Source organism: Streptomyces verrucosisporus (assembly GCF_017114865.1).
GTDB classification, from domain to species: Bacteria; Actinomycetota; Actinomycetes; order Streptomycetales; family Streptomycetaceae; genus Streptomyces; species Streptomyces fenghuangensis.
Window position 1 is genome coordinate 205,119 of sequence record NZ_JADEYH010000002.1, and the last position, 21,980, is coordinate 227,098.

At 73.8% G+C, this 21,980-nt stretch carries 20 protein-coding genes; 5 read left to right on the forward strand and 15 right to left on the reverse strand.

The window, feature by feature from the left end; translation table 11 throughout:
- Nucleotides 1-125 precede the first annotated feature (125 nt).
- The 7 genes from IQ279_RS03890 to IQ279_RS03920 all read right to left on the reverse strand — a co-directional run bounded on the left by IQ279_RS03890 (nucleotide 126) and on the right by IQ279_RS03920 (nucleotide 9,199).
- The gene (locus tag IQ279_RS03890; RefSeq protein WP_206346865.1) at nucleotides 126-650 is read right to left on the reverse strand and encodes a DoxX family protein; all 525 of its coding nucleotides are present in this window, start codon (nucleotides 648-650) and stop codon (nucleotides 126-128) included.
- 298 nt (nucleotides 651-948) lie between these two features.
- The gene (locus IQ279_RS03895) at nucleotides 949-4,041 is read right to left on the reverse strand and encodes a non-ribosomal peptide synthetase (protein WP_206346866.1); all 3,093 of its coding nucleotides are present in this window, start codon (nucleotides 4,039-4,041) and stop codon (nucleotides 949-951) included.
- Nucleotides 4,042-4,236: 195 nt separating this feature from the next.
- Nucleotides 4,237-4,974 carry a sulfotransferase-like domain-containing protein gene (locus IQ279_RS03900; RefSeq protein ID WP_206346867.1) on the reverse strand — a complete coding sequence of 246 codons (738 nt, stop codon included), beginning with the start codon at nucleotides 4,972-4,974 and terminating at the stop codon, nucleotides 4,237-4,239.
- A complete protein-coding gene (locus IQ279_RS03905; RefSeq protein ID WP_241027551.1) occupies nucleotides 4,971-5,954 on the reverse strand; it encodes an aldo/keto reductase in 984 nt (327 codons plus the stop codon). The genes IQ279_RS03900 and IQ279_RS03905 overlap by 4 nt, the downstream gene beginning before the upstream one ends.
- Nucleotides 5,955-6,025: 71 nt before the next feature.
- Nucleotides 6,026-7,222, reverse strand: a complete 1,197-nt coding sequence (locus IQ279_RS03910; protein ID WP_206346869.1) for an argininosuccinate synthase domain-containing protein — start codon at nucleotides 7,220-7,222, stop codon at nucleotides 6,026-6,028.
- 212 nt (nucleotides 7,223-7,434) lie between these two features.
- Nucleotides 7,435-8,463, reverse strand: coding sequence for a helix-turn-helix transcriptional regulator (locus IQ279_RS03915; protein ID WP_206346870.1), 1,029 nt, complete (start codon nucleotides 8,461-8,463; stop codon nucleotides 7,435-7,437).
- Nucleotides 8,464-8,572: 109 nt separating this feature from the next.
- The gene (locus tag IQ279_RS03920; protein WP_206346871.1) at nucleotides 8,573-9,199 is read right to left on the reverse strand and encodes a LysE family translocator; all 627 of its coding nucleotides are present in this window, start codon (nucleotides 9,197-9,199) and stop codon (nucleotides 8,573-8,575) included.
- Nucleotides 9,200-9,444: 245 nt separating this feature from the next.
- Between IQ279_RS03920 and IQ279_RS03925 the strand changes: the two genes are divergently transcribed.
- Nucleotides 9,445-10,584: a Fic family protein gene (locus IQ279_RS03925; RefSeq protein WP_307792147.1), complete on the forward strand. Its 1,140-nt coding sequence runs from the start codon at nucleotides 9,445-9,447 to the stop codon at nucleotides 10,582-10,584.
- Nucleotides 10,585-10,683: 99 nt separating this feature from the next.
- Here IQ279_RS03925 and IQ279_RS03930 read toward each other — a convergent pair whose 3' ends face one another.
- From IQ279_RS03930 to IQ279_RS03940, 3 genes are all read right to left on the reverse strand, one after another.
- A complete protein-coding gene (locus IQ279_RS03930; RefSeq protein ID WP_206346872.1) occupies nucleotides 10,684-11,469 on the reverse strand; it encodes an SGNH/GDSL hydrolase family protein in 786 nt (261 codons plus the stop codon).
- A 204-nt stretch (nucleotides 11,470-11,673) separates the two neighbouring features.
- Entirely contained in the window at nucleotides 11,674-12,153 is a 480-nt protein-coding gene (locus tag IQ279_RS03935) for a hypothetical protein (RefSeq protein ID WP_206346873.1), read from the reverse strand.
- Between the two features lie 72 nt (nucleotides 12,154-12,225).
- Entirely contained in the window at nucleotides 12,226-14,355 is a 2,130-nt protein-coding gene (locus IQ279_RS03940; protein ID WP_307792150.1) for a HelD family protein, read from the reverse strand.
- Nucleotides 14,356-14,784: 429 nt separating this feature from the next.
- Between IQ279_RS03940 and IQ279_RS28765 the strand changes: the two genes are divergently transcribed.
- Both IQ279_RS28765 and IQ279_RS03950 read left to right on the forward strand, forming a co-directional pair.
- Nucleotides 14,785-15,093 (forward strand): hypothetical protein, encoded by a 309-nt coding sequence (locus IQ279_RS28765; protein WP_372445068.1) that lies wholly within the window; start codon nucleotides 14,785-14,787, stop codon nucleotides 15,091-15,093.
- A 249-nt stretch (nucleotides 15,094-15,342) separates the two neighbouring features.
- Nucleotides 15,343-16,464, forward strand: a complete 1,122-nt coding sequence (locus tag IQ279_RS03950; protein WP_241027614.1) for a glycosyltransferase 87 family protein — start codon at nucleotides 15,343-15,345, stop codon at nucleotides 16,462-16,464.
- A 62-nt stretch (nucleotides 16,465-16,526) separates the two neighbouring features.
- On the opposite strand, the gene IQ279_RS03955 is transcribed toward IQ279_RS03950, so the two are convergent.
- The gene (locus IQ279_RS03955; RefSeq protein WP_206346874.1) at nucleotides 16,527-17,546 is read right to left on the reverse strand and encodes a phosphotransferase; all 1,020 of its coding nucleotides are present in this window, start codon (nucleotides 17,544-17,546) and stop codon (nucleotides 16,527-16,529) included.
- 213 nt (nucleotides 17,547-17,759) lie between these two features.
- Here IQ279_RS03955 and IQ279_RS03960 point away from each other — a divergent pair, with 213 nt between their 5' ends.
- Nucleotides 17,760-18,110, forward strand: a complete 351-nt coding sequence (locus IQ279_RS03960; protein WP_206346875.1) for a helix-turn-helix domain-containing protein — start codon at nucleotides 17,760-17,762, stop codon at nucleotides 18,108-18,110.
- On the opposite strand, the gene IQ279_RS03965 is transcribed toward IQ279_RS03960, so the two are convergent.
- The 4 genes from IQ279_RS03965 to IQ279_RS03980 all read right to left on the reverse strand — a co-directional run bounded on the left by IQ279_RS03965 (nucleotide 18,100) and on the right by IQ279_RS03980 (nucleotide 21,603).
- Complete coding sequence (locus tag IQ279_RS03965) at nucleotides 18,100-18,441, reverse strand: PIN domain-containing protein (protein ID WP_241027615.1); 342 nt, start codon at nucleotides 18,439-18,441, stop codon at nucleotides 18,100-18,102. The two genes, IQ279_RS03960 and IQ279_RS03965, sit on opposite strands and share 11 nt — an antisense overlap.
- Before the next feature lie 35 nt (nucleotides 18,442-18,476).
- Nucleotides 18,477-18,734: a hypothetical protein gene (locus IQ279_RS03970; RefSeq protein ID WP_206346877.1), complete on the reverse strand. Its 258-nt coding sequence runs from the start codon at nucleotides 18,732-18,734 to the stop codon at nucleotides 18,477-18,479.
- Between the two features lie 151 nt (nucleotides 18,735-18,885).
- A complete protein-coding gene (pip, locus tag IQ279_RS03975) occupies nucleotides 18,886-19,905 on the reverse strand; it encodes a prolyl aminopeptidase (protein ID WP_206346878.1) in 1,020 nt (339 codons plus the stop codon).
- A gap of 36 nt (nucleotides 19,906-19,941) precedes the next feature.
- Nucleotides 19,942-21,603: a DNA repair helicase XPB gene (locus tag IQ279_RS03980; RefSeq protein WP_206346879.1), complete on the reverse strand. Its 1,662-nt coding sequence runs from the start codon at nucleotides 21,601-21,603 to the stop codon at nucleotides 19,942-19,944.
- A gap of 180 nt (nucleotides 21,604-21,783) precedes the next feature.
- On the opposite strand from IQ279_RS03980, the gene IQ279_RS03985 reads away from it, so the two are divergent.
- Nucleotides 21,784-21,975 carry a hypothetical protein gene (locus tag IQ279_RS03985; protein ID WP_206346880.1) on the forward strand — a complete coding sequence of 64 codons (192 nt, stop codon included), beginning with the start codon at nucleotides 21,784-21,786 and terminating at the stop codon, nucleotides 21,973-21,975.
- Nucleotides 21,976-21,980 lie beyond the last annotated feature (5 nt).

Here is a 21,980-nt window from a genome sequence, read left to right on the forward strand (position 1 = left end):
GGGCCGGTCTCCGGCGGGCGTCCCCGGCCTCCTCCCTCGCGCACCCGGGCGGACCCGGGACGCGGCGGTGGCCGGAAGCGGTTCACCGCTCCCGGCCACCGTTTCCGGTCACCGCCGTGTCCCGGTCACCGCTGTAGAGCGGGGTGCCGGGGAGTCGCGGCACCGCCGGTCAAGGCCGGGCCGCGGTCGTCGACGGCCGCCCACAGCGCGACGGCGATGAAGAGCACCTGCAGGGGGACCCTGAACCACAGGGGTGTGGCCGCGCCGCCGTTGAACACGACACCCTCGACCGCGGCGTAGACGTTGGCCGGGAGCATCAGCGAGAAGAGGACGGCCAGACCGAACCCGGCCGCCGGGCGGGTCGCCGCCAGGACGAGGCCCACGGCGCCGAGGAGCTCCAGCACACCGGTCAGATAGACCATGGTGTGGGCCCACGGCACGAACGGCGGGACCATGGCCGCCATGTCCCCGTGACCGGGCATCGCGGTGGCGCCCGAGCCGATGAAGTGCGTGGTCGCGGTGACCGTCAGCATGACCGCCAGGCCGTGCGCGGCCGCGGTCCGCCACGTCGAGAACCGGCCGACGCCCAGTGCGCCGAGCAGCCGGAAGCCCAGCGCCGGGCCTACGAGGAGCATGAGCGTTCCGAACATGGTCGACCTCCGGGGGCGAGGAGAGGGGAAAGCGGACGAGCGGGGTCGCGGACGGGACGTCCGCTTTGCCTTGCCGCGCCGTGCCGCTTTCCGGCTGCTTCGGCGCCCACCCGTACTCTTCCACCGGAGTGCTCCCGCGGGGCGTGGTGAAGGTCCCCCGGTGCCGGGGCCGCAGGTCGCCCCGCCACCGCCCGGCCGGCCCCGGGAGCCGGGACGTTCGGCCCTGGCGGGCCGGCGCCGTCCGGTCACGGCGCGCTCCGCCCGGGGCCCGCGGCCGGGCCGCTCCCGCCCGGGCGCGTCACCCCGTGGCCGGACCGCCCCCGCCAGGTCGCCCGGCCGCCGCCCACCCGGTGCCCAGCCACTCGACGTCCAGCGAGCGGACCCATCTGTGGCAGTTGCGGCTGAAGTCCGGCGAGGGGATGTCGCGGAAGAGCCCGCCCAGGTCCCCCGGCCCGTCGTCCGGGTCGGGCAGGACCATGGCCAGCCGCTGGAGCGAGGGGGAGCTGTGTGCCGCGACCAGTTCGCGGAACTCCCGGTACGTCACGTGCCGCAGGTCACGCGCCGGGCCGAAGCCCTCCATGAGGTCGTCCAGCCGGGTCGGTTCCCGCTGCACCACGTGGAAGGTCTCGCCCAGGCGGCGCTCGCGCACCGCCGCCGAGATGAACCGGCCGACGTTGTCCACCGGGGTGAAGTCGCCCCGGGCGCCCGTCTCGAAGCGGACGCCGAGTTCCGCGCACGCCGTCAGGACGAACTCGGCGAGGCTGCCGCCGTGGCTGAGGACGCCGGTGCGCGAGTGCGGCATCACCTCGCCCATGCGGTACAGGCTCACCGGGAGGCCGTACCGCCGCCGGGCCTCGCGCAGCAGCGCCTCGGCGACCCACTTGCTCCGGCTGTAGCCGTCGCCGGGCACCTCACCGGCCGCGGGGAAGGCGTCCTCGCCGAGCACCGAGCCGTCGTGGGGCGCGCGCGGCAGGATGCCGAGCGTCGACAGGTGGTGCACGGGGCTGGCCGGCCCGGGGCCGGTGCGGGCGAGCCGGACCACCTCGCGGGTGCCGAGCACGTTCACCGCGCGTAGACGGCGGTAGGGGTAGACGAGGTTCACCTCCGCGCCCGCGTGCACGATCGTGTCCGTCCACTCGGCCAGCTCCCGGAAGCCGGCCTCGGACAGCCCGAACCCCTCGGCGCCGAGGTCGCCGCGCACGACCCGGACCCGGTCGTCGCCGCTGCCGACGGGCAGGCCGTAGTGGCGGGCGCGGGCGTCGAGCCGGGCGCGGGCGGCCGCGTCGTCCCCGGCGTTGACCAGGCAGGCGACGGTGGCCGCCGTGGACCGCAGCAACTCGTCCAGCAGGTGGATGCCGATGAAGCCGGTGCCGCCGGTGAGGAGGATGCGCCGGGGCGGGGCGACGGCCGCGGACCGCGGGGGCGGTACGGCCGCCGGGGAGGCCGGTTGCGGTGAGTCCGGTTCCAGGGCGGCCGCGTCGGCCAGCATCTCCCGGTGGACGGCCGCGTCCTCGGCCTCCGGCCCGCCCCGGGCGATCAGACGGACCTGGTCGGCCACGGTCGGCGCCTCGGCGATGTCCCGCACCGACAGGCGCAGGCCGAACAGGTCGCGCAGGCGCAGCACGAGCCGCTGGGCGCTGAGGGAGGTGCCGCCGATCTCGAAGAAGCCGTCCCGCGGACCGGGGGTGACACCCAGGAGTTCGGCCCACAGGGAGCGGACCGCCCCCTCCGGGCCGCCGCCGGGCGTCGGCCCGCTCCCGGCGCCGCCGCTCCCGGGCGCCGCGGCCTGCCCCGCGGCGTTCCGCTCCGTCGAGTCCGGCCCGTCCAGCAGCCGGGCCAGGGCCCGGCGGTCGGCCTTGCCGTTGGGGGACAGGGGCATGCTCTCGATCCGTACGAACCGGTCGGGCACCAGCTCGGCCGGGAGCAGCTTCCCGGCCCGCGCCCTGGTGTCCGCGAGGTCGAGGTCCTCGCGGGCGACCACGGCCGCGACCAGGGTCTGGCCGTCGGCCTCGCCCCGCAGCACGACCCGCACGTCCTGTACCCCCGGCAGCGTCAGCAGCGCCCTCTCGACCTCCGCCGGTTCGATCCGCACCCCGCGCACCTTGAGCTGGTCGTCGCGCCGCCCCACGAAGTACAGGCGGCCGTCGGCCCGGTAGTGACCGAGGTCGCCGGTGCGGTAGAGGCGGTCGCCGGGGACGTCGGGGAAGGGGTTGGGCACGAACGCCGCCCCGGTCCGCTCCGGGTCGCCGAGGTAGCCCAGTCCCAGGCAGTCGCCGCCGATGAGGATCTCGCCCGTCTCGCCCGTGCCCAGGCGCCGCATCGAGGAGTCCGCGACCACCGCCGAGGTGTTGTCGATGGGGCGGCCGACGGGTATCTCGCCGCCACTGCCGTCGTCGGCGGTGACGGTGTGGAAGACGCTGCCGATCGACGCCTCGGTGGGACCGTAGGTGTTGGTGATCGCCGTGCCGGGCAGCAGTCCGTGGAACCTGCGGACCGCCTCCACGTTGATCGCCTCGCCGCCCAGCAGGACGTGCCGCAGGGAGCCGGCCGCCCGCGCCAGCGCCGGGTCCGAGGCGAGCAGGTCGACGAGCACGGTGAAGATCGACGGCACGAAGTCGGTGATCGTCACCCCGTGGCGGCCGATCTGGTCGACGGTGCGCTCCAGGTCGAGCAGTCCGTCGCGGCGCGGCATGACGACGCTGCCGCCCATGGTCAGCGGCCACAGCAGCTGCCACAGCGAGGAGTCGAAGACCGACCGGCTGTTCTGGAGCGCCACGTGCCCGGTGCCGAACCTGCGGGTCATGTAGAGGAACCGGTTGAGCAGGCCGCGGTGCACATTGAGCGTGCACTTGGGCAGGCCCGTCGTGCCCGAGGTGAAGAAGCCGTAGGCGAGGTCGCCGCGGCCGGGGCGCCCGCCGGCGGGGGCGGCTTCGGTGCCGTCCAGCTTCCGGTGGTCGGCCACCAGCGCGCGGGCGCAGCCGGCCGCCGGGGCCGGGGTGCGCGGGGAGACGACGGCGATGTCGGTGCCCAGGCCCCGCAGCAGCGCGCCGATCCGCTCCCGGGGCCAGCCCGGGTCGAAGGGGATGAAGGGGATGCCGGCCTTCATCGCCGCGACCATCGCGAGCGGGAGTTCCATCCCGTCGCTCACCAGCAGGGGGAGCAGCGTCTCCCGGCGCGCGCCGTGGTCCACGAGCATCGCGGCCAGGGAGTTGGCCCTGCGGTCCAGCTCCCGGTAGCTCATCGTCGCGCCGTCGTAGTACAGCGCGTCGGCGTCGGGGGTGGCACGGGCCTGCTCCTCGATCAGGTGCAGGGTCGTCGCGGCGCCCCGCGGGTACGGCGCGCGGCGCCCGTTGGGATCGGGCAGTGCGGACGAGGACGTGCTGGCTGGCATCGTGGACCCCAATCGAGTGTGGTTCCAGGCGTTTCCAGGCGTTTCCAGGACTGCTCTGCGGTGCGGGCTGTGCTATGCGGCGCGGTGCGGGCTGTGCGGACACGGGCACACGGGCCGCCGCGCGACGGGGCGCGCGGCGGCTGCGTGCTGTGTGCCGCGTGTCGCGTGCGGCGGGGGCTCGCGGCTGGCGGGCCCTCAGACGGCGGGCAGGACGAGGGAGCGGGAGCGCAGCTCCTCGTAGAAGGGCAGGTGGTGCCGGAGGTAGCCGGCCAGTACCGGGCTGTCGTCGACCGTGACGGCGTGGCGCCGGCCGCTCTGCCGGAAGCCGGAGCTGCGGGCCACGTCCTGGTGCCACCGGCTGGTGCGGCTCCACTCGGAGCGCTCCCCCGACTGCCAGGACAGGGCCCGCTCGTCGTAGGGGATGCCGACGGCCTCGCAGTAGGCGCGGACGGTGTCGCCGGGGCGCTCGACGAGGACGTCGGCGTCGACCACGACGGGATCGCGCCCCGTCTCCCTCCGCACCCGGTCGAATATCTCGTACTGGTACTCGAAACCGATCTCCGGGAGCTTCACTCCGGGGTTCACCGCGTGGTGCGACTCGATGGCGCGCCGCGGGTCGCGGACGATGAAGGTGTGCGTGACGTCCTCGGCCAGCGGCAGCGCGTCGAAGAGGCGGGCGTGCGGGTACTCGGTGGTGTCCTTGAAGAACACCGGCTTCCTCGCCGACTCCGCCGTGAACCCCCGCAGCACCTCCTCCGGCGTGGTCAGGCGCCGCCCGCCCACCTCGACACCGTGCCCGGCGGCCAGTTCGGAGAACGGCTCGTGGTAAGCGCGGAAGTCGCCGCGCTGCACCATCATCCGGAAGAAGGCCGTCGACATGGACCGCGGCGGGGACCACAGGGCCAGCACCGCCGGCCGTACGGGGGCGGTCACTGAGACCACTCCGTCGGCTTCCGGTCCCAGCGGTGGGCGCGCAGCTCGCGCATCAGCTCCTCGGGCAGCCGGCGGCCGTCGCCGGCCGCGATGTTGGCGGAGACGTGCGCGGGGCGGCGCATGCCGGGGATCACGGTGTGCACGTCGTCGTTGTGCAGGATGAAGCGCAGGGCCAGCTCGGGCAGCGTCATGCCGTCGGGGAGGATCTTCTTCAGCGCCTCCGCGCGGTCCACGCTGGCGTGCAGGTTCTCGGGCACGAAGTAGGAGGCCCGCCAGTCGCCCTCGGGCCAGGTGGTGTCCCTGGTCAGCGTCCCGGTCAGGGTGCCCTCGTCGAACGGGACGCGGGCGATGACGCCGATCCCCAGCTCGCGGCAGAGCGGGAAGAGCTCGTCCTCGGGCGCCTGGTCGAAGATGTTGTAGATGACCTGGACGCTGTCGATCAGGCCGGTCCGCAGGACCTCCGTCGCGTTCCAGGGCTCCCAGCGGTTGACGCTGATGCCGATCCCGTCGACCATGCCCGAGGACCGCAGCGCCTGAACGGTGGTCAGCCAGCGCTCGTCCCGCGCCCAGTGGTCCTCCCACACGTGGAACTGCATCAGGTCCACGCGGGGGACGCCGAGGTTGCGCAGGCTCTTCTCGGTGTACTCCATGACGTGGTCGTACGGGAACACGTCGTCGACGTCGGAGTCCCTGGTGGAGGGGAACCGCCGGTCCTTGGGAGGGATCTTGGTGAAGGCCTTCAGACCCTTGCCCGGATTGGCCGCGAGGAGCTTCCCCAGCAGGACCTCGCTGTGCCCGCGGCCGTAGATCCACGCGGTGTCGAACGCGTCGCAGCCGAGGTCCACGGCGAGCTGGAGGGCGGCGAGGCTCGTCTCGTCGTCCGCCCCCTGCCAGCCGCCGGGGCCGGCGCCGACCCCCCACATTCCGTAGCCGATCTCCCCGACCCGCCAGCCCAGCCGGCCGAACGTGCGCTGAAGCATGTCTGTTTCCCCTGAGAGCGAGTGGACAGGTGTGAACGAGTGCACGGGAAAGCGCGGAAGCCGCCCGCGGGTCATCCGGACGCGGGCCCGGCGAGGGGCGCCGAGTCCCAGTTGTGGCCGCCTCCGCCGGTGAACCTGCGCTGCCGCAGGACGTCGGCGCCTCCGCCGATCTCCGGCAGCGCCCGCCCGGTGACACCGCCCTTGTAGAGGTCGAGCCGGACGGTGGCGTCGGCCGGGCCGGCGATCTCGGCCAGACCGGCCCGCGCCGCCCGGGCGGTACGGCCGTGCGCCGTCCCCTCGTAGACGCAGACCGCGAGCTGCCGGGCGAGGAACCGCGCGGTGTCCGCGGCGCCCCGGTCGGTGACCGTCTCGTGGGCGGCGCGCACCGCGTGCGACAGCAGCTCCATGCCCGGAGCCTCGTACACACCGCGGCACTTGGTGCCGTTGATGCGGTGCTCCACCACGTCGGTCAGGCCCAGGCCGTTCCGCCCGCCGACGGTGTTGGCCAGTTCCAGCAGCTCCTCCGGTGGCAGGCGGTGACCGTCGAGGGCCACCGGGCGGCCGTGCTCGACGGTGACGGAGACCGTCTCCACCCGGTCCGGCGCCTGCCGGGGCGACACGCCCATCAGCCGCTCCAGGCCCGCCGCCGTGGTCCCCAGGTCCTCCAGGCCGGCGTCCTCGTGGGAGGTGCCCGCGAGGTTGCCGTCGACGGAGTGCTCCGCGGTGTTGCCCGGCATGCACACCAGGCCCGCCGAGGCGACGTGGCGGGCCATCGCCTCCCGGTCGGGCAGGGCGGCCAGCACCTCCGGGTCCCGCCAGGGGGCGAAGACCGCGAGATCCGGCGCGAAGTGCGCGCCGTAGCGCTCGAAGCGGCGCTGGTCGTTGCCGCCGCCGACGCAGCCGTGCGCCAGCACGCCGGCGCCGGCCCGGCGCAGCCCGGGCACCACGTGCTCGACGATGACGGCCCGGGACAGGCCCGTGGTGTTCCAGTAGCCCCCGTCGTAGTGGGCCTGGAAGGCGACGACGTCGAGCGCCGCGTCGGCCATGGCACGCCGGGCGTCCACCTCGTGCACCGGTATGCCGGCCGCGCGCACCGCGCCGGTGAACTCGCGGAAGTCCTTCTCCGGACACTGGCCGATGTCGAGGACGAATGCCTCCACGTCGTATCCGCCACTGTGCAGCCAGGAGGCCAGCGCGAGGGAGGAAAGCCCTCCGGAGAGGCAGATTCCGGTCTTCCGCCGCTTCAGTTCGGACAGCGAGAGGTCCACCCATCCTCCAGGGGAGATACGCCTGTGCCCCGGTGTTCGCACCGGGCTGTGCGGTACGGGGACATGCTGTCCAACCCGCGCGGGCGGGGGGAAGTGAGCACCGCGGGGCATGATGCTGCAATGCGTAAACCTGAAGGCGTTGTACATGGGCGGAAACCGGGCCAACCCGGAACCGCCCGGCATCCCGCGCAGCGCCTTCGGCGGCACGCCGTTCAGCCGGACAGGGTGCGCCCGTCCGGCCGCTGGGAGTCCAGGATCCCGGACCGGGCGAGCAGGTAGCCCAGTTGGGCCCGGCTGCCGGCCCTGAAGTGGTCGGCGGCCCACTTGATGTGGTTGGCCACGGTGCGGGGGCTCACGCCCAGCCGGCTCCCGATCGCCTTGTCGGTGTGGCCCTCCACCATCAGGCGCAGTACGGCCCGCCGGGTCTGGGAGGTGAACGCGTGCGGCTGCCACCGGTCCGTGCCCCGGAAGACGGGCTCGGCCCGGTCCCACGCGCAGTCGAAGGCGTTCACCAGGTAGCGCACGATCGCGGGGTGGCGCACGGACAGGGCCGCCGGCTGGTGCTCCTGGGCGGCGGGTATGAAGGCGACGGCGCCGTCGAAGACGGTGACCTGGTTGAACGCCTCGGCCAGTGTGCGCACCTCGGCGCCGGCCGCGGTGATCTTCTCCGCGTAGGCGAGCGTCGGACCGTGGGAGCGCACGGTGTGCTGGTACAGCACCCGCTGCCGCACCCCCCTGGAGCACAGGTCCAGCGCCTCCGGCAGGGTCCGGGCCAGCGACTCCTCGCCCAGCCCGCCGCCCGGCCGGGCGGTCATCACATCGCTTCCGCAGGACCGGGCGGCCCGGCGCAGGGCCCGGTCTACGGCCTCCTCGCCGAGCAGCAGGTCCGCGGTGCGGTTGACCTCCCGGCCGATCTGCCGGTACGCCGCCTCCGCGCGGGCCAGCACCGACCGGACCGACCGCAGGGCCTGCTCCTGCTCCAGGATGGCCCGCTCGATCGGGCGCGCGAGCCCGGCGGCGGCGGTGTCCGGCGGCACCGGCACCAGCGTCCCGGGGCACTCCGGCGACCGGCGCAGCAGCCCCAGTTCGAGCAGGCAGCCGGGCGCCTGCCCGGCGGGCACGCTGCCCCGGGTCAGCGCCTGCCGGTAGAGGGCGTCGCCCTCGTCGCAGATGTCGGCCTCCGGGCGGCCGGGCGCGGAGGCGGGTGCGGTGGCGGGTGTGCCGGTCGTGACGGTGCACATGGGGCGCTCTTCCGAATCTTCGGCTGTCTTCGTCACCACACCGGGTCCGGCGCGTCCGAGGGGCTCCCGGTCGTCGGACGGCGGGGGCGACGGGCGGTGGGACGGCCGCTCAGGCGATGGCGACCTTGGCGGCGAGGCCGAGGAAGACGACCCCCGCGAGCCGGTTCAGCCAGGTGCCCGAGCCGGGCTTCCTCCGCAGCCGCTCCCCGATCCGGCCCGAGAGCAGTGCGACCGCGCAGTCGACCAGCAGCCCGATCACGGTGAACGTCACACCCAGCGCCAGCAGTTGGAGGGCGGGGCTTCCCGCGGAGGGCGTGACGAACTGCGGCAGGAAGGCGAGGTAGAAGATGACGATCTTCGGGTTGAGCAGGTTGACGATCGTCGCCCTGCGGAAGACCGTCATCGGTGACGCGGCCGTGTGCTCGCCGTCGAAGGTGGTCCCGGAGGAGTCCCGCAGCGTGTGCCAGGCCAGGTAGAGCAGGTACACGGCCCCGGCGTAGCGGAGTACCTGGTAGGCCGTCTCCGAGGACTGGACGAGGGTGGCCAGTCCCAGCGCGACCGCGAGGGTGTGGCAGGCCATTCCGGCCGACATGCCGAGCGACGCCAGCAGGCCCGCCCTGGTGCCCTGGCTGATGCCGTGTGTGAGGACGTAGACCATGTCGGGGCCGGGAGTGACGCAGATGACCAGCACCGCCATGACGAAGACCGCGTAGGACGCCAGTCCTAACCCGAACATGTTCCCCCTCTGATCCGGCCGACCGTTCGGAACCTAGACAGCCGGGCCGCCGCGCGCAACCGCTACCGGTCCGTCGGCGGGATTCCGCCCCCCCGGCGGCGGGACGGGGGACGAGGCCGCCCGGCCCCCGCGCCCGTGGAGGGGAGGGGGCCGGGCGGCCGCGCGCCCTACCGGACCACGGCGGAGAAGGCCGGCAGGCAGCCCCTCGCTTTGACGCTATGACAGTGTCATGGTGTCATGATGGCGTGCTCTATGAAACCCCCGCCCCGGACGCCGACGACCTGCGCGTACTCGAGGAGATCGACCGGATGCGGCACCGGCTGCGGCACGTGCTGCGGGCGGGTCCGCGCTGGTCGGGACAGCTCCGCCGGAACCTGACGGCGCGGGCGATCGCGGGTTCCAACACGATCGAGGGCTACGCCGCGACCGTCGACGACGTCGAGGCCCTGATGGCTGGGGAGGAGCCCCTGGAGACCGGGGAACGCACGCGTGCCGAGCTGGAGGGCTACCGGCGTGCGATGACCTACATCCAGGCCCTCGCCGACACGGGGACCGACTTCCGCTACGACGTGGGGCTGCTGAACGGCCTGCACTTCATGATGCAGGGGCACCACCTGGACAAGCGGCCCGGCCGCTGGCGCGACGGCCCGGTGTACGTCACCAGCCCCGACGACCCCCTCGTCCCCGCCTACACCGCTCCCGGGGCCGCACAGGTGCCGGCCCTCATGGACGAGTTGATCGACTGGCTCAACGAGGGCGACCTCGACGCGCCCGTACACGTTCGCGCGTCCATGGCCCATCTGAACCTGGTCAACATCCACCCCTGGAAGGACGGCAACGGCCGTATGTCCCGTGCGCTGTCCACCCTGGTGTTCGCGCGTGAGGGCGTCATGCCGCCGGAGTTCTCCTCCATCGAGGAGTGGCTCGGGCGCGGCCAGAACACCTACGCCTACTACCAGGTCCTCCAGCAGGTCGGCGGCCCGTCGTGGAGCCCGGAACGCGACACCCGCCCGTGGATCCGCTTCTGCCTCCGGGCGCACCACCGCCAGGCCCAGCAGGCCCGGCGCCGCACCGACCTGCTCTCGCGGGCGTGGGTCCGTCTCACCGAGGAGGCCGGGACCGCGGGGCTGGACGAGCGGGTGGTCCACGCGCTGCTGCCGGCCTTCTGGGGTTCGAAGGTGCGCCGGACCGTGTACCAGCAGGACGCCGGCATCAGCGATCAGCAGGCCATTCGCGACATCCGCGAGCTCGTCCGCCTCGGCTGGCTCGTCCCGCACGGCAGGGCGCGAGCCCGCCACTACGCTCCCGGGCCTCGTATGGAGCCGGTCCAGGAGACCGTCCGCCAGTCCGTCGAGCCGTACACGGACCCCTACGACCGTTCCTGACGGGGGCGCACGCGGCCGGGAGGACGGCGGAACGGGCCCGTGTGGTGCCTGCGTACGGTTCCGTCCGGTGGCCGGCCCGCGCGCAGGCGCCCGCGCGCCCTACCGGACCACGGCGGAGAAGGCCGGCAGATAGCCCTTCTCATGGCCCTCGGCCGTGGGGTGGATGTTGGAGGAGCTGATCCACGGGTCGCCCGTGCAGATCTCGTGCCCGGCGAAGGCGGGACGGGCGTCCGCGAAGGAGAACCCGGCGGCGGTGGCGCGGCCGGAGATCACCTGGTTGAGCACGTCCGAGCCGTCGTTGATCGCCTCGCGCTTGCCCGAGCCCATGCTCAGGCAGAAGCCGCCCTCCTTGTAGAGGTAGGGGTAGCCCACGACGACGACCTCGGCGTTCGGCGCGCGGTCGCGGATGGTGGCGTACAGGGCGTCCAGTTCGCCGGGCAGTTCGTTCCGGGCGTAGTCGGCGGCCTCGTCCAGTCTCTGCTCGCAGGTCGACTGCGAGGAGAACATGCAGGTCAGCATGGTGGAGGCGAAACCGGAGTCGTTGCCGCCGATGCTGATGCTCACCAGCGTCGTGCTCTGGTCCAGATACCGCACCTGGTTGTTCAGCACGTCCGGGGTCTTCGCCCCGCCGCAGGTGGCGGAGGTGAAGGACGCGGGCGCGGACGCCTGCGCCCACCGGGCCGGGTAGGCGTTCCCGCTGCGGGTGCACAGCAGGTCGGAGTAGTCCCCGGCGCCGGTGCCGGAGGAGTAGGAGTCGCCGAGGGCCACGTAGTTCTCGGCCGCGTTCCGCGTGGCGTCCTCGGCGGCGGACGCGGGGGCGGCCGGTACGGCGAACGCCGTCGCCAGGGCCAGCAGGGCGGTGGTCAGGAGACGGGGGACGCGCATGGTTTCCTCCAGGAGACATGCACAGGGGTGTGAGGGGGTGTCACACCATTACGGCTCCGGACCGCTCCCGAAATCGGCGAAACCGCCGGTCCTGACACCCGGTCGGGCGACGCGACGAGGCTTCCTGTGATCGTGTGACGATCACGGGAAGCCTCCAGGGGGCGCTCGGGCGCCCGCGCTGACGGGCGCGGCCGCCCGGGCGGTCTACCGCCCCTCTCGCCGTGCCGCCGAGAAGTAGGCGTTGGAGGCCGGGAGGAACATCATCACGATGGCCCCGGCCGCCAGCAGGTCCGGCAGGAGGTCGGTCAGCAGCAGGTCGCCGATCCCACCGTCCGCCGTCCACCGGAATCCGTCCTTACTCAGGGCGTTGAGGAAGAACAGCCCGCTGAAGAGGCCGACGACGGTGAGCGCGATCCGGGCCCGTCCGTCGCCCGCGCGCATCCTGAAGCAGAACAGCAGCCACAGGGCGCCGAGGGCGGCCAGGAGACCGGCGGGGACGGCGAGTTGCCGTGTCGCGCCGTCCCGCCCCAGTTCGCCGCGCAGCTCCTCCAGCCCGGTGGGGGAGACGACGAACGTACCCAGCACCCAGACGACGGCCTGGAGAGCGATCGCCGCGAGCGACAGCGCGAACGCCGCCTCCACCGTCCTCGGACGCCCGGCCCGCCCCACTGCCGCATCGGTCATCTCTCTCCCCTCTCCACCGGATAGGACGGCTTCACCTGGCCGGTGGTTGACTCCGCACCGCCCGGCCTCCCGTCAGGCGCCACCCCCCTCGCCCCCGTCGCGCAGCGGGTCGGGCAGGGGCGCGGCGTGGACGACCGCGAGGCCGGAGACCGCGCGAGTGAGGCAGACGTACAGGCGGCGCAGGCCGGTGCGCTCGTCCGGTTCGCCGTCGACGACGGCGGCCGGCTCGTCCAGGACCACGTGGTCGTACTCCAGGCCCTTGGCCAGGGTCGCGGGGACGAGGGTGAGACGGGTGCCGGCGTCCGTCTCCGTCCCCGGGGCGAGGTGGGGGAGGCCGGCGGCGTCCAGGGCCGAGGCCAGGGCGGGGACGCGGGCGTCGGCGGCGATCAGGCCGATAGAGCCCTCGCGCTCCAGTGCCGCGCGGCAGGTGTCCACCACCGCGCCGTCCAGCTCCTCCACCGCCACCGCCCGTACCAGCAGGGAGCCCGCCGCGTCGCGGATCGAGGTCGCCTCGGACAGGTCCGGCGCGATGTGCGGCAGCAGCCGGGAGGCGTAGGCGATGACCTCGCGCGGCACACGGAAGCCCTGGGTCAGCTCCTCCACCGCCGCGTCCGGTTTGCCCAGGTGGGACAGGGCCTCGGCCCAGCTCGCGGTCGCCCACGGCGTGGTGCCCTGAGCCAGGTCGCCCAGCACCGTCGCCGATCCGGTGGTGCAGCGGCGGCCCACCGCCCGGTACCGCATGGGGGAGAGGTCCTGCGCCTCGTCCAGGACGACGTGGCCGAGCGAGGGGGTGCGCCGTACCAGGTCGGTGGCCTCGTCGACCAGTACGGCGTCGGCGGCCGACCACTTCGCCGACCGCACCCCGCGCGGCGGCTTCGTCCAAAGGATCGCCTTGCGCTCCTCGTCGGTGAGGACGCCTTCGGAGCACTCGGCCAGGAAGCCGTCGTCCGACAGCAGCCGCAGCACCAGCTTCGCCGGATCGACCTCCGGCCACACCGTCTTGACCAGGGCCTTCACCGCCGCGTTGCGTGCCACCGCGTTCTGCACCCGGTCGTCGGGCGCCTCGCCCGAGCGCTCCATGCGCGTCAGCACGGCGTGCGCGACGCGCTGCGGCAGGGCCTCGCGGGCGGCGCCGTAGCGGATGCCGCGCTCCAGCAGCTCGCGGACGATCTCCTCCAGCTCGTACGCCGGGACGCGCCAGCGGCGCGATCCGCGGACGACGACGCACGGCTCGGCCGGCATCGTCACGCCCGAGCGGACCGCGCGGCGCAGCACCTCGGCCATGCGGGCGTCGCCCTTGATCCGGGCGGCCTCCGGGTCGTCGGCGCCGCGCGCCTCCACGCCCGTCGCCCCGGTGACCAGGTCCTCCACGGTCGCCTGCCGCACCGCCAGCTCGCCCAGCGCCGGCAGGACCTGCTCGATGTAGCGCAGGAAGGACCGGTTGGGGCCGATGACCAGCGTCCCGGTGCGGGCCAGGCGCTCGCGGTGCGCGTAGAGCAGATAGGCCACGCGGTGCAGGCCGACGGCCGTCTTGCCGGTGCCCGGCGCACCCTGGACGCACACGGTGCCGTCGACGCCGGTGCGGACGATCTCGTCCTGCTCGGGCTGGATGGTGGCCACGATGTCGCGCATCGGGCCGACGCGCGGGCGCTCGATCTCGCGCCTGAGCAGGGCGCTGGCCTTCTCGGCCTCGTCCGGGTCGGACAGGCGCTCGTCCTCGTAAGCGGTCAGCTCGCCACCGGTGTAGCCGAAGCGGCGGCGCAGGCCGATGCCCTGCGGGTCCTTCTTGGAGGCGCGGTAGAAGGGCTGGGAGACGGGGGCGCGCCAGTCGATGACCATCGGGTCGCCGTCGGCGTCGTGCACGTGGCGGCGGCCGATGTAGTACCGGGCCGCCGAGGGATCGTCCTGCGCCGGGGCGCCGGGGGGCTGCGGGGAGTCCGCGTAGTCCAGGCGGCCGAAGAACAGCGGGGTGTCGGCGAGGTCGGCGAGGGCCTCGATCCGGGCGTCGATCTGGCGCTGGAGCACCTCGGCGTTCACCCAGTTGGCGGTGACGTTCCTGAGGTCGAGCGACTCGACGTCATGGCGCATGGCACGCAGCGCGGTGCGCGAGGCGGCCAGGTGGGCGCGTTCGCGTTCGAGCGGGTCGAGCGGGTCGGGGTCGGGCACGCCTGGGGCGTGCGGATCGGGGGCGTGCGCGGACACGTTGCGGCCTCCTGCGAAGAAGCGCGCACGACGGCGGTACGGCGAGCCGCTCGGATGCGCGGCCGCACCGCGCACCGGGTGCGGTGGACGACGGGGTCGGAGGGGACCGCGTACGCCGGCGGGGCCTGCGGGCCGCCGGAGGCCGGCGGGGGCGCGGCCGCCGGGAGCGCGGTCCGCCGGCCGGTACCGACCGGTCGGCTCCTCCCCGGCGGCACGGTGGCACGCGGGCATGCGGAACACACGCCCTGCGGTGCCGTGGCGCGGGAGGCGGGAGAGGCGTGATTCTAGCCGCGCTCGTCCCGGCGGGCGAACGGTTTCCCCCGTAGGCGGGGAGGGTGGACGGGCCGGGTTGCGGGCGGAGAAAAGCCGTGGTGAGACCTAGGATGGATATGGACCAACAGGGCGAAACTACTGCGAACCCGTGGAGCCATGAACAGCACCCCCATCCCTCCCCAGACAGCCGGCGGCCGGTCCACGGGCGCCACCGCGCTCGCCGCGCTCGACGCACGGAGCGGCGACGGCGGCCACCGCCACCGCCGCCACCTGCTGGGCGACACAGTCCGGGCGATCTCCGTCTTCGCCGGCGCGGCGTTCGACGTCGCGGTCCTCGGCGACTACGCGGAGGCGCGCGAAGAGGACCGGGAGCAGGGCACGGAGCAGGACCGGGACCGGGACGGCGGGACGCGCGGCGGCAGAGCGCACTACGGCAGGACGCACGAGTCCGCGACCCGTGCCTGACACCGGCCGGGCGCACCGGACCGTCGGTTAGGGTCGGCCCGCGGCGGTGGCCGCGGACGACCGAGAGACGACCGTCGACCGACGGACCGGAACCCAGGAGGTGGCCGAGTGCCGGCTGCGCCCACACCCGACACCGGCACCGGCACCGAGCGTCCGGCCCGCGCCGCCCGCGGCAGCCGTACCGCGAGAGCCCGGATACGCGCCGCGCTGGGCGCGCACGCAGACCGCCGCGCCTACGCGGCCGCCGTCCTGCTCGTGCTCTCCCTCGCCGCGCTCGCGGCGGTCTGCGCGGCGCAGCCCAGCTTCCTGGTGGACGTGCTCGTCTACCGCGCCGAGGGGCGGGCCGTCGTCGAGGGGCGCGACCTGTACGGCTTCACCGTCACCGAGTGGGACCTGCCCGCCACCTACCCGCCCTTCGCCGCGCTGCTGTTCGTCCCCACCGCCCTGCTGCCCCTGCCCGCCGTCCAGATCCTCTTCGCGGCCGGCAACGTCGTGCTGCTCGCCCTGCTGGTCCACCTCTCTCTGCGCCTGGCCGGACGCCGAACCTCCCCCGCCCTCCTGATCGCCGCCACGGCGGTGGGCCTGTGGCTGGAACCGGTCTTCCAGACCATGGTCTTCGGGCAGATCAACCTCGTCCTGGCCTGCCTGGTCCTGTGGGACCTCGGCCGCCCGGACGGTGCCCGCGGCAAGGGATTGGCCATCGGCGTCGCGGCCGGGATCAAGCTCACCCCCGCGATCTTCGCCGTCCACCTGCTGCTGACCGGACGCGTCCGCGCCGGGCTGACGGCGCTGGCGGGCTTCGCGGGGACGGCGGCGCTCGGAGCGGCCGTCCTGCCGGGCGCGAGCGCGGAGTTCTGGACACGGCGGATGTTCGAGACCGGCCGCGTCGGCAAGGCGTGGATCGTCGACAACCAGTCCCTCCAGGGAATGGCCGCCCGCCTCCTGCACACCCCCGAGCCCGGCCTGTGGTGGGCCGTGCCCACGGCCGCCGCCGGGCTGCTGGGTCTGTGGCTGGCCCGCCGCGCCCATCTGCGCGGGCGGGAGAGCTGGGGGGTGCTCGCCGTCGCGGGCACGGCGGTGCTGGTCTCGCCGATCAGCTGGTCCCACCACTGGGTGTGGTGCGTGCCGCTGCTCGCCGTCCTGGCCGCGGCCGCCTCGCCGTCCCGCCGGTGGCCGCTGTACGCCGCGGGCGCCGTCGCCGTGCTCTTCACGGCCCGCACGCACTGGCTCGTCCCCCACTCCGGCGACCTCGACCTCCACCTGCCCTGGTGGCAGCAGCCGCTCGCCTCCCCGTACGCGCCCCTGGCCCTGGCCCTGCTGGCGTACGCGGCGTGGCGCCTGCGACGGGAGAGCCCCCGGCCCACCGGATGACGCCCCGGCAACGCGCGGTGCCGAAGCGCACCGGCCGTCGCCTGCACCCGGCCTGTGAGTGCTCACCGCAGGAGCGCGGCCCACCCGTCCAGCGAACGGACCACCCGCGGCATGTCCTGCGCCGCCGACGCCACGATGCCCTGCCCGAAGGTGCGCCGGGCCGGATCGGCCCGGCGGTGGCCCAGCGCCAGCCACAGGCACCAGGCGACGACCGCGAGCTGGCTGCGCAGCATGCCCGCGAACGCCGATACGTCGGCCGGACCGGCCGGGCCTCCCCGGTCGAGATAGGCCGCGATCAGCGGACGGACCACCTGGGGGTCGCCCTCGGCCGCGGGCCCGTTGAACGGGGTGGCCAGCCGGAAGGCCACGTTCACCGCCTCCCACCACGGCACGTCCGCTCGGGCCCCCTCCCAGTCGATCAGCGCGTACCCGGCCGGGGTGCGCAGGACGTTGGCCCGGGAGGTGTCCCCGTGGACCAGGACGGTCCGGGGACGGCCCTGCCGTGCCTCTCGAACCAGCGCGGTCGCCTCCTCGATCACCGGGAGCAGGGAACGGGCCGGAGCGGCGACCGGATGGTCGGCTGCTTCGGCCTCGGCCACCCACTCGTGCCAGTCGGCCAAGGGATGCAGCGCGGTCTCGTCTTCGGGCCCGGCGCCGATCTCCGTGTCGAGCAGGGCGATGCGGGCGAGGGTCGTGCCCACCCACCGGGCCGCTTCCGGAAGAGAGGGGCGGGAGGACGCGCCCAGTTGCCGCAGATCGCGCCCGTCGAGCCACCGGCTCACCCGCACCAGCGTCTGGCCCTCCGGGTTGTGCCAGTAGCCGATGGCCGGGGCGGGGGGTTCGAGCGGTCGTGGCATCGGAATGCCAGCTCTCCACGCCGCGCTCTCCAGCCGGTGCACCCGGTGGGCGTGTCCGCGGTGCCAGTCACCGAGCAGCCGGTCGGTCCTGACAACCCACCGTCCCCGGGTGGTGCTCAGCATCCGGCTGTCGGAGGGGTGGCCGCCGCTGCTCAGCGGGCGCCACTGCCCCAGCGGTCTTCCCGGCCCGAAGGCGGCGGCGACCCGAGCGGGATCGAGATCCATCCGAGCAGTGTGCCGCCCGCGGCGGACGCGATGCACACGACTTGTGCTCGCCGGTCCCGGATCCGGCGAACCCGCACCATGCCCACCACACAGGACTCATGGCCCGGCGCCTGCCGCTGAGGCTTCCGGACGCTCGGCCAACCGTGCCTTGGAGCCGGGGCCGCATCTTTTCCGTCCCCCGCGGCGTTGGACGGACGGATGAGAGGAGCAGCCGTGCACAGGGGATACCGAACACGGTGGCCGGTTCTGGACGAGCACCGCGCCGATCCCGCCTACGTCGAGGCCGGCGCCTCCATCGCGCTGGGGCAGGCCGTGTACGACCGCCGCACCGCGCTCGGGTTCACGCAGGGGCAGCTCGCCCATCGGGCGGGAATGGCGGAAGCCGAGGTCGAGCGGATCGAGGGAGGGGCGGTGATGCCCACGGTCGCCCTGCTGCGCGCGCTGTCACGGGCCCTCGACGCCCGGGTGGAGCTGTCCGTCGAAGGGGACGACACGTTCCTGGCTTTCCTGCCCTTCGCGGGGCACGGTTCCACCGCGAGGGACAGGAAGAGCTTCAGGGGTTGAGACCGAGAACGCGGACCGGCCTGTCCTTCCAGGTCTGTGGTGCCGTGGTGGCGACCACAGCGCCGTCGGGACGGTCGATGGACGGCTGAGCCGCGTACTCGGTATGAGCAGCCGACCAAGTGGTCTCGCGGGCCACGGCAAGGGCGGAGGGCAGATCCAGATCGAGGAGAGTGATCCCGGGCAGAGCGGCGATGTGCTCAGCGGTGCCCGGACGAGTGCGGTCTGCTTCGACGAGTGCACATGCCGTGGCGTAGAGGAGCCACCCCGGTTCGTTCTCCGCTCGGTGGATCAGCCGGGAGGCCATGACGTTGCCATGTCCGGCGGCCACCATGGCTGTGTCGTCCAGGACGACATGCACAAGGCCGGTCACCGCCCGATCGCCTCCGCCAGTCGCCTGTCCAACTCCTCGTCCAGACGCTTTTCCTCGGCCTTGGTGGGGTTGTAGCCGTTCCATTCCCGCAGTACGGCGAGGGTTCGCTCGGCGCGCTCGGCGCGCTCGGCAGGAGTGAGCAGAGTGTCGGCGAGGCGAGCGAGGTATGCCCGCAAGGACAGCCCTTCAGCGGCTGCTATTTCGGCGAGTCTGTCACGGGCTTCGGCGGGGATGCGGATATTGGCGTCGGTCACGGTGGGGGCTCCTTCTGATCGCTCAGGAAGTATACGGGTACGTACGCGTACCCATTCGTGTATCCAGTGAAGGCCGGTTTCGACCCAACACGGGCGAACACCGGGCTCGCCCGCTCTGCGACCGAAGGTGCTGGAGGTTTTGCGGTGCCCCTCACCGCGCCGCGAAGCGGTCCAGCGCGTTCAGGACGCGGGTGCGGGTGGTGGCGCCGCCGAGGTGGCCCTCGGCGCCGACGACGGTCAGCTCCGCGTCCGGCCAGGCGCGGGAGAGCTCCCACGCGGTGTCGAGCGGGCTGCTCAGATCGGCCCGGCCGTGGACCAGCACCCCCGGGATGCCCGCCAGCCGTCCCGCGCCGCGCAGCAGCGCTCCCTCCTCCAGCCACGCGCCGTGGGAGAAGTAGTGCGCGCACAGGCGCACCAGGGCCAGCTTGGCGGCCGGGGCCCGGCCGCCGTACGGGCTCGCACCACCACCGCCCGCCCCGCCGCTGCCGCCGCCCGTCTCGCCGGACAGGACGGCGTCCTCCCAGGCGCACCAGTTCGCCGCGGCCCGCTCGCGCACCGCCGCGTCGGGGTGCTCCATCAGCCGCGCGTACGCCCCGAGCAGCTCGGGCGTGGCCGCGTCGCGCGGTACGCCGGTCCCGGATCCGGATCCGGTCCCGACCCCGGCCCCGGCGCGGAAGCGTTCCCACTCGCCGGGGAAGAAGCGGGCCACACCCCGGTAGAGCCAGTCGGTCTCCGAGCGCCGGGTGGTGGTGACTCCGGCGATCACGATGTGCGAGACCCGTTCCGGGTGCCGCTGGGCGTAGGCGAGGATCAGGGTGGAGCCCCACGAGCCGCCGTACAGCAGCCAGCGGTCGACGCCCAGGTGCTCGCGCAGCCGCTCCATGTCGGCGACCAGATGCCAGGTGGTGTTGTGCCCCAGACCGGCGGCCGGATCGCTCGCGTGCGGGGTGCTGCGGCCGCAGCCGCGCTGGTCGAACAGCACCACCCGGTACCGCTCGGGGTCGAAGAGGCGGCGCGCCCCTTCCCCGCACCCCGAACCGGGCCCGCCGTGGACGACGGCGGCGGGCCTGCCGTCCGGGTTGCCGCACACCTCCCAGTACACGTGGTGGCCGTCGCCGACGTCGAGCATGCCGCTGTCGTACGGCTCGGCCGGCGGGTACGGCTCGCGCATCCGCGACCTCCCGGAGTCCGGTGACGGACCGGAAGGCTACCCGACCTCGTCGGGCTCCCCGTCGCCCGCCAGCAGCTCGGAGGCGTCCACGATGCGGTAGGCGTAGCCCTGCTCGGCCAGGAAGCGCTGGCGGTGGGCCGCGAAGTCCTGGTCGACGGTGTCGCGGGCGACGACCGAGTAGAACCGGGCCTCGTGGCCGTCCGCCTTCGGGCGCAGCACGCGGCCCAGGCGCTGGGCCTCCTCCTGACGGGAGCCGAAGGTGCCCGAGACCTGGATGGCGACGGTGGCCTCGGGCAGGTCGATGGAGAAGTTGGCGACCTTGGAGACCACCAGCACCGACAGCTCGCCCGAGCGGAAGGCGTCGAACAGCTTCTCGCGCTGCGCGTTGCCGGTGTCGCCCTTGATCACGGGCGCGTCCAGGTGCTCGCCCAACTCGTCGAGCTGGTCGATGTACTGGCCGATCACGAGCGTCTGCTGCCCGGCGTGGCGGCGCACCAGCGCCTCGGTGACGCGCTGCTTGGAGGCCGTGGTGGAGCAGAAGCGGTACTTCTCGTCCGACTCGGCCGTCGCGTACGCCAGCCGCTCGGACTCGGTGAGGTCCACCCGGACCTCCACGCAGTCGGCCGGGGCGATGTAGCCCTGCGCCTCGATCTCCTTCCAGGGGGCGTCGAAGCGCTTGGGGCCGATGAGGGAGAAGACGTCGGACTCGCGGCCGTCCTCGCGCACCAGCGTGGCCGTCAGGCCGATGCGGCGGCGGGCCTGGAGGTCGGCGGTGAACTTGAACACCGGCGCCGGCAGCAGGTGCACCTCGTCGTAGACGATCAGGCCCCAGTCGCGGGAGTCGAACAGCTCCAGGTGCGGATAGACGCCCTTCCGCTTCGTCGTCAGCACCTGGTAGGTGGCGATGGTGACGGGGCGGATCTCCTTCTTCGCGCCGCTGTACTCGCCGACCTCGCTCTCCGTCAGCGAGGTGCGCCGCACCAGCTCGCTCTTCCACTGCCGGGCCGAGACGGTGTTGGTCACCAGGATCAGCGTGGTGGCCTTCGCCGTGGCCATCGCGCCCGCGCCCACCAGCGTCTTGCCCGCGCCGCAGGGCAGCACGACGACGCCGGAGCCGCCGTGCCAGAAGTTCTCCACGGCCTGCCTCTGGTAGGGGCGCAGCGCCCAGCCGTCCTCGGTCAGCTCGATCGGGTGCGCCTCGCCGTCCACGTAGCCGGCCAGGTCCTCGGCGGGCCAGCCCAGCTTGAGCAGCGCCTGCTTGATCTGGCCGCGCTCGGAGGGGTGGACGGCGACGGTGTCGGGGTCGATGCGGGCGCCGACCAGCGGCTGGATCCGCTTGGAGCGCAGGATCTCCTCCAGCACCGGCCGGTCGGATGACTCCAGGACCAGCCCGTGGGTGGGGTGCTTGAGCAGCCGCAGCCGGCCGTAGCGGTCCATCGTCTCGGCCACGTCCACCAGCAGCGCGTGCGGCACCGGGTAGCGGGAGTGGGTGACCAGGGCGTCGACGACCTGCTCGGCGTCGTGCCCGGCGGCACGGGCGTTCCACAGGCCCAGCGGGGTGAGCCGGTAGGTGTGGATGTGCTCCGGGGCCCGCTCCAGCTCGGCGAAGGGCGCGATGGCGCGGCGGCATTCGTCGGCCTGCTCGTGGTCGACCTCCAGCAGCAGGGTCTTGTCGCTCTGGACGATCAGGCAGGACACGCGTACCTCCAGCGATCGGATCGTCGTGTGACGGACGCACACGCCGAATGGAAGAGTCTACTTTTTCCGGGCGCGTACCGGCGTGCCCGGTGTGACGGGCGCCCGGCGGGGTCCTCCGGCTCTCCGCCGGGGCCGCCCGGCCCGTGCGGGGGAGGGTGCCCGGCGCCTACGCTGCCGGTCGTGAATGCGATACGGCTCGGGTGGACACGGCGTGCGGAGGGCTGCGGCATGGACGGTTATGTGAAGTGGGCGGGCAGGGTGGCGGCGACGGCCGGGGCGGTCGCCGCGCTCGCCGGGGCCTGGGCGGCGATCGCCGGGGCGGTGGCGGCCACCAACGGAGCGAAGGCGGCGCGGAAGGCCGCGCGGCGGTGAACGCG

Coding starts and splice junctions, on each gene's coding strand:
- IQ279_RS28765 (WP_372445068.1), top strand. CDS start 14,785: ATGAACAGCACCCCCATCCCTCCCCAGACAGCCGGCGGCCGGTCCACG.
- IQ279_RS03890 (WP_206346865.1), bottom strand. CDS start 650: ATGTTCGGAACGCTCATGCTCCTCGTAGGCCCGGCGCTGGGCTTCCGG.
- IQ279_RS03935 (WP_206346873.1), bottom strand. CDS start 12,153: ATGACCGATGCGGCAGTGGGGCGGGCCGGGCGTCCGAGGACGGTGGAG.
- IQ279_RS03895 (WP_206346866.1), bottom strand. CDS start 4,041: ATGCCAGCCAGCACGTCCTCGTCCGCACTGCCCGATCCCAACGGGCGC.
- IQ279_RS03930 (WP_206346872.1), bottom strand. CDS start 11,469: ATGCGCGTCCCCCGTCTCCTGACCACCGCCCTGCTGGCCCTGGCGACG.
- IQ279_RS03905 (WP_241027551.1), bottom strand. CDS start 5,954: ATGCTTCAGCGCACGTTCGGCCGGCTGGGCTGGCGGGTCGGGGAGATC.
- IQ279_RS03920 (WP_206346871.1), bottom strand. CDS start 9,199: ATGTTCGGGTTAGGACTGGCGTCCTACGCGGTCTTCGTCATGGCGGTG.
- IQ279_RS03965 (WP_241027615.1), bottom strand. CDS start 18,441: ATGGTGGCCGCCGGACATGGCAACGTCATGGCCTCCCGGCTGATCCAC.
- pip (WP_206346878.1), bottom strand. CDS start 19,905: ATGCGCGAGCCGTACCCGCCGGCCGAGCCGTACGACAGCGGCATGCTC.
- IQ279_RS03915 (WP_206346870.1), bottom strand. CDS start 8,463: ATGTGCACCGTCACGACCGGCACACCCGCCACCGCACCCGCCTCCGCG.
- IQ279_RS03955 (WP_206346874.1), bottom strand. CDS start 17,546: ATGGATCTCGATCCCGCTCGGGTCGCCGCCGCCTTCGGGCCGGGAAGA.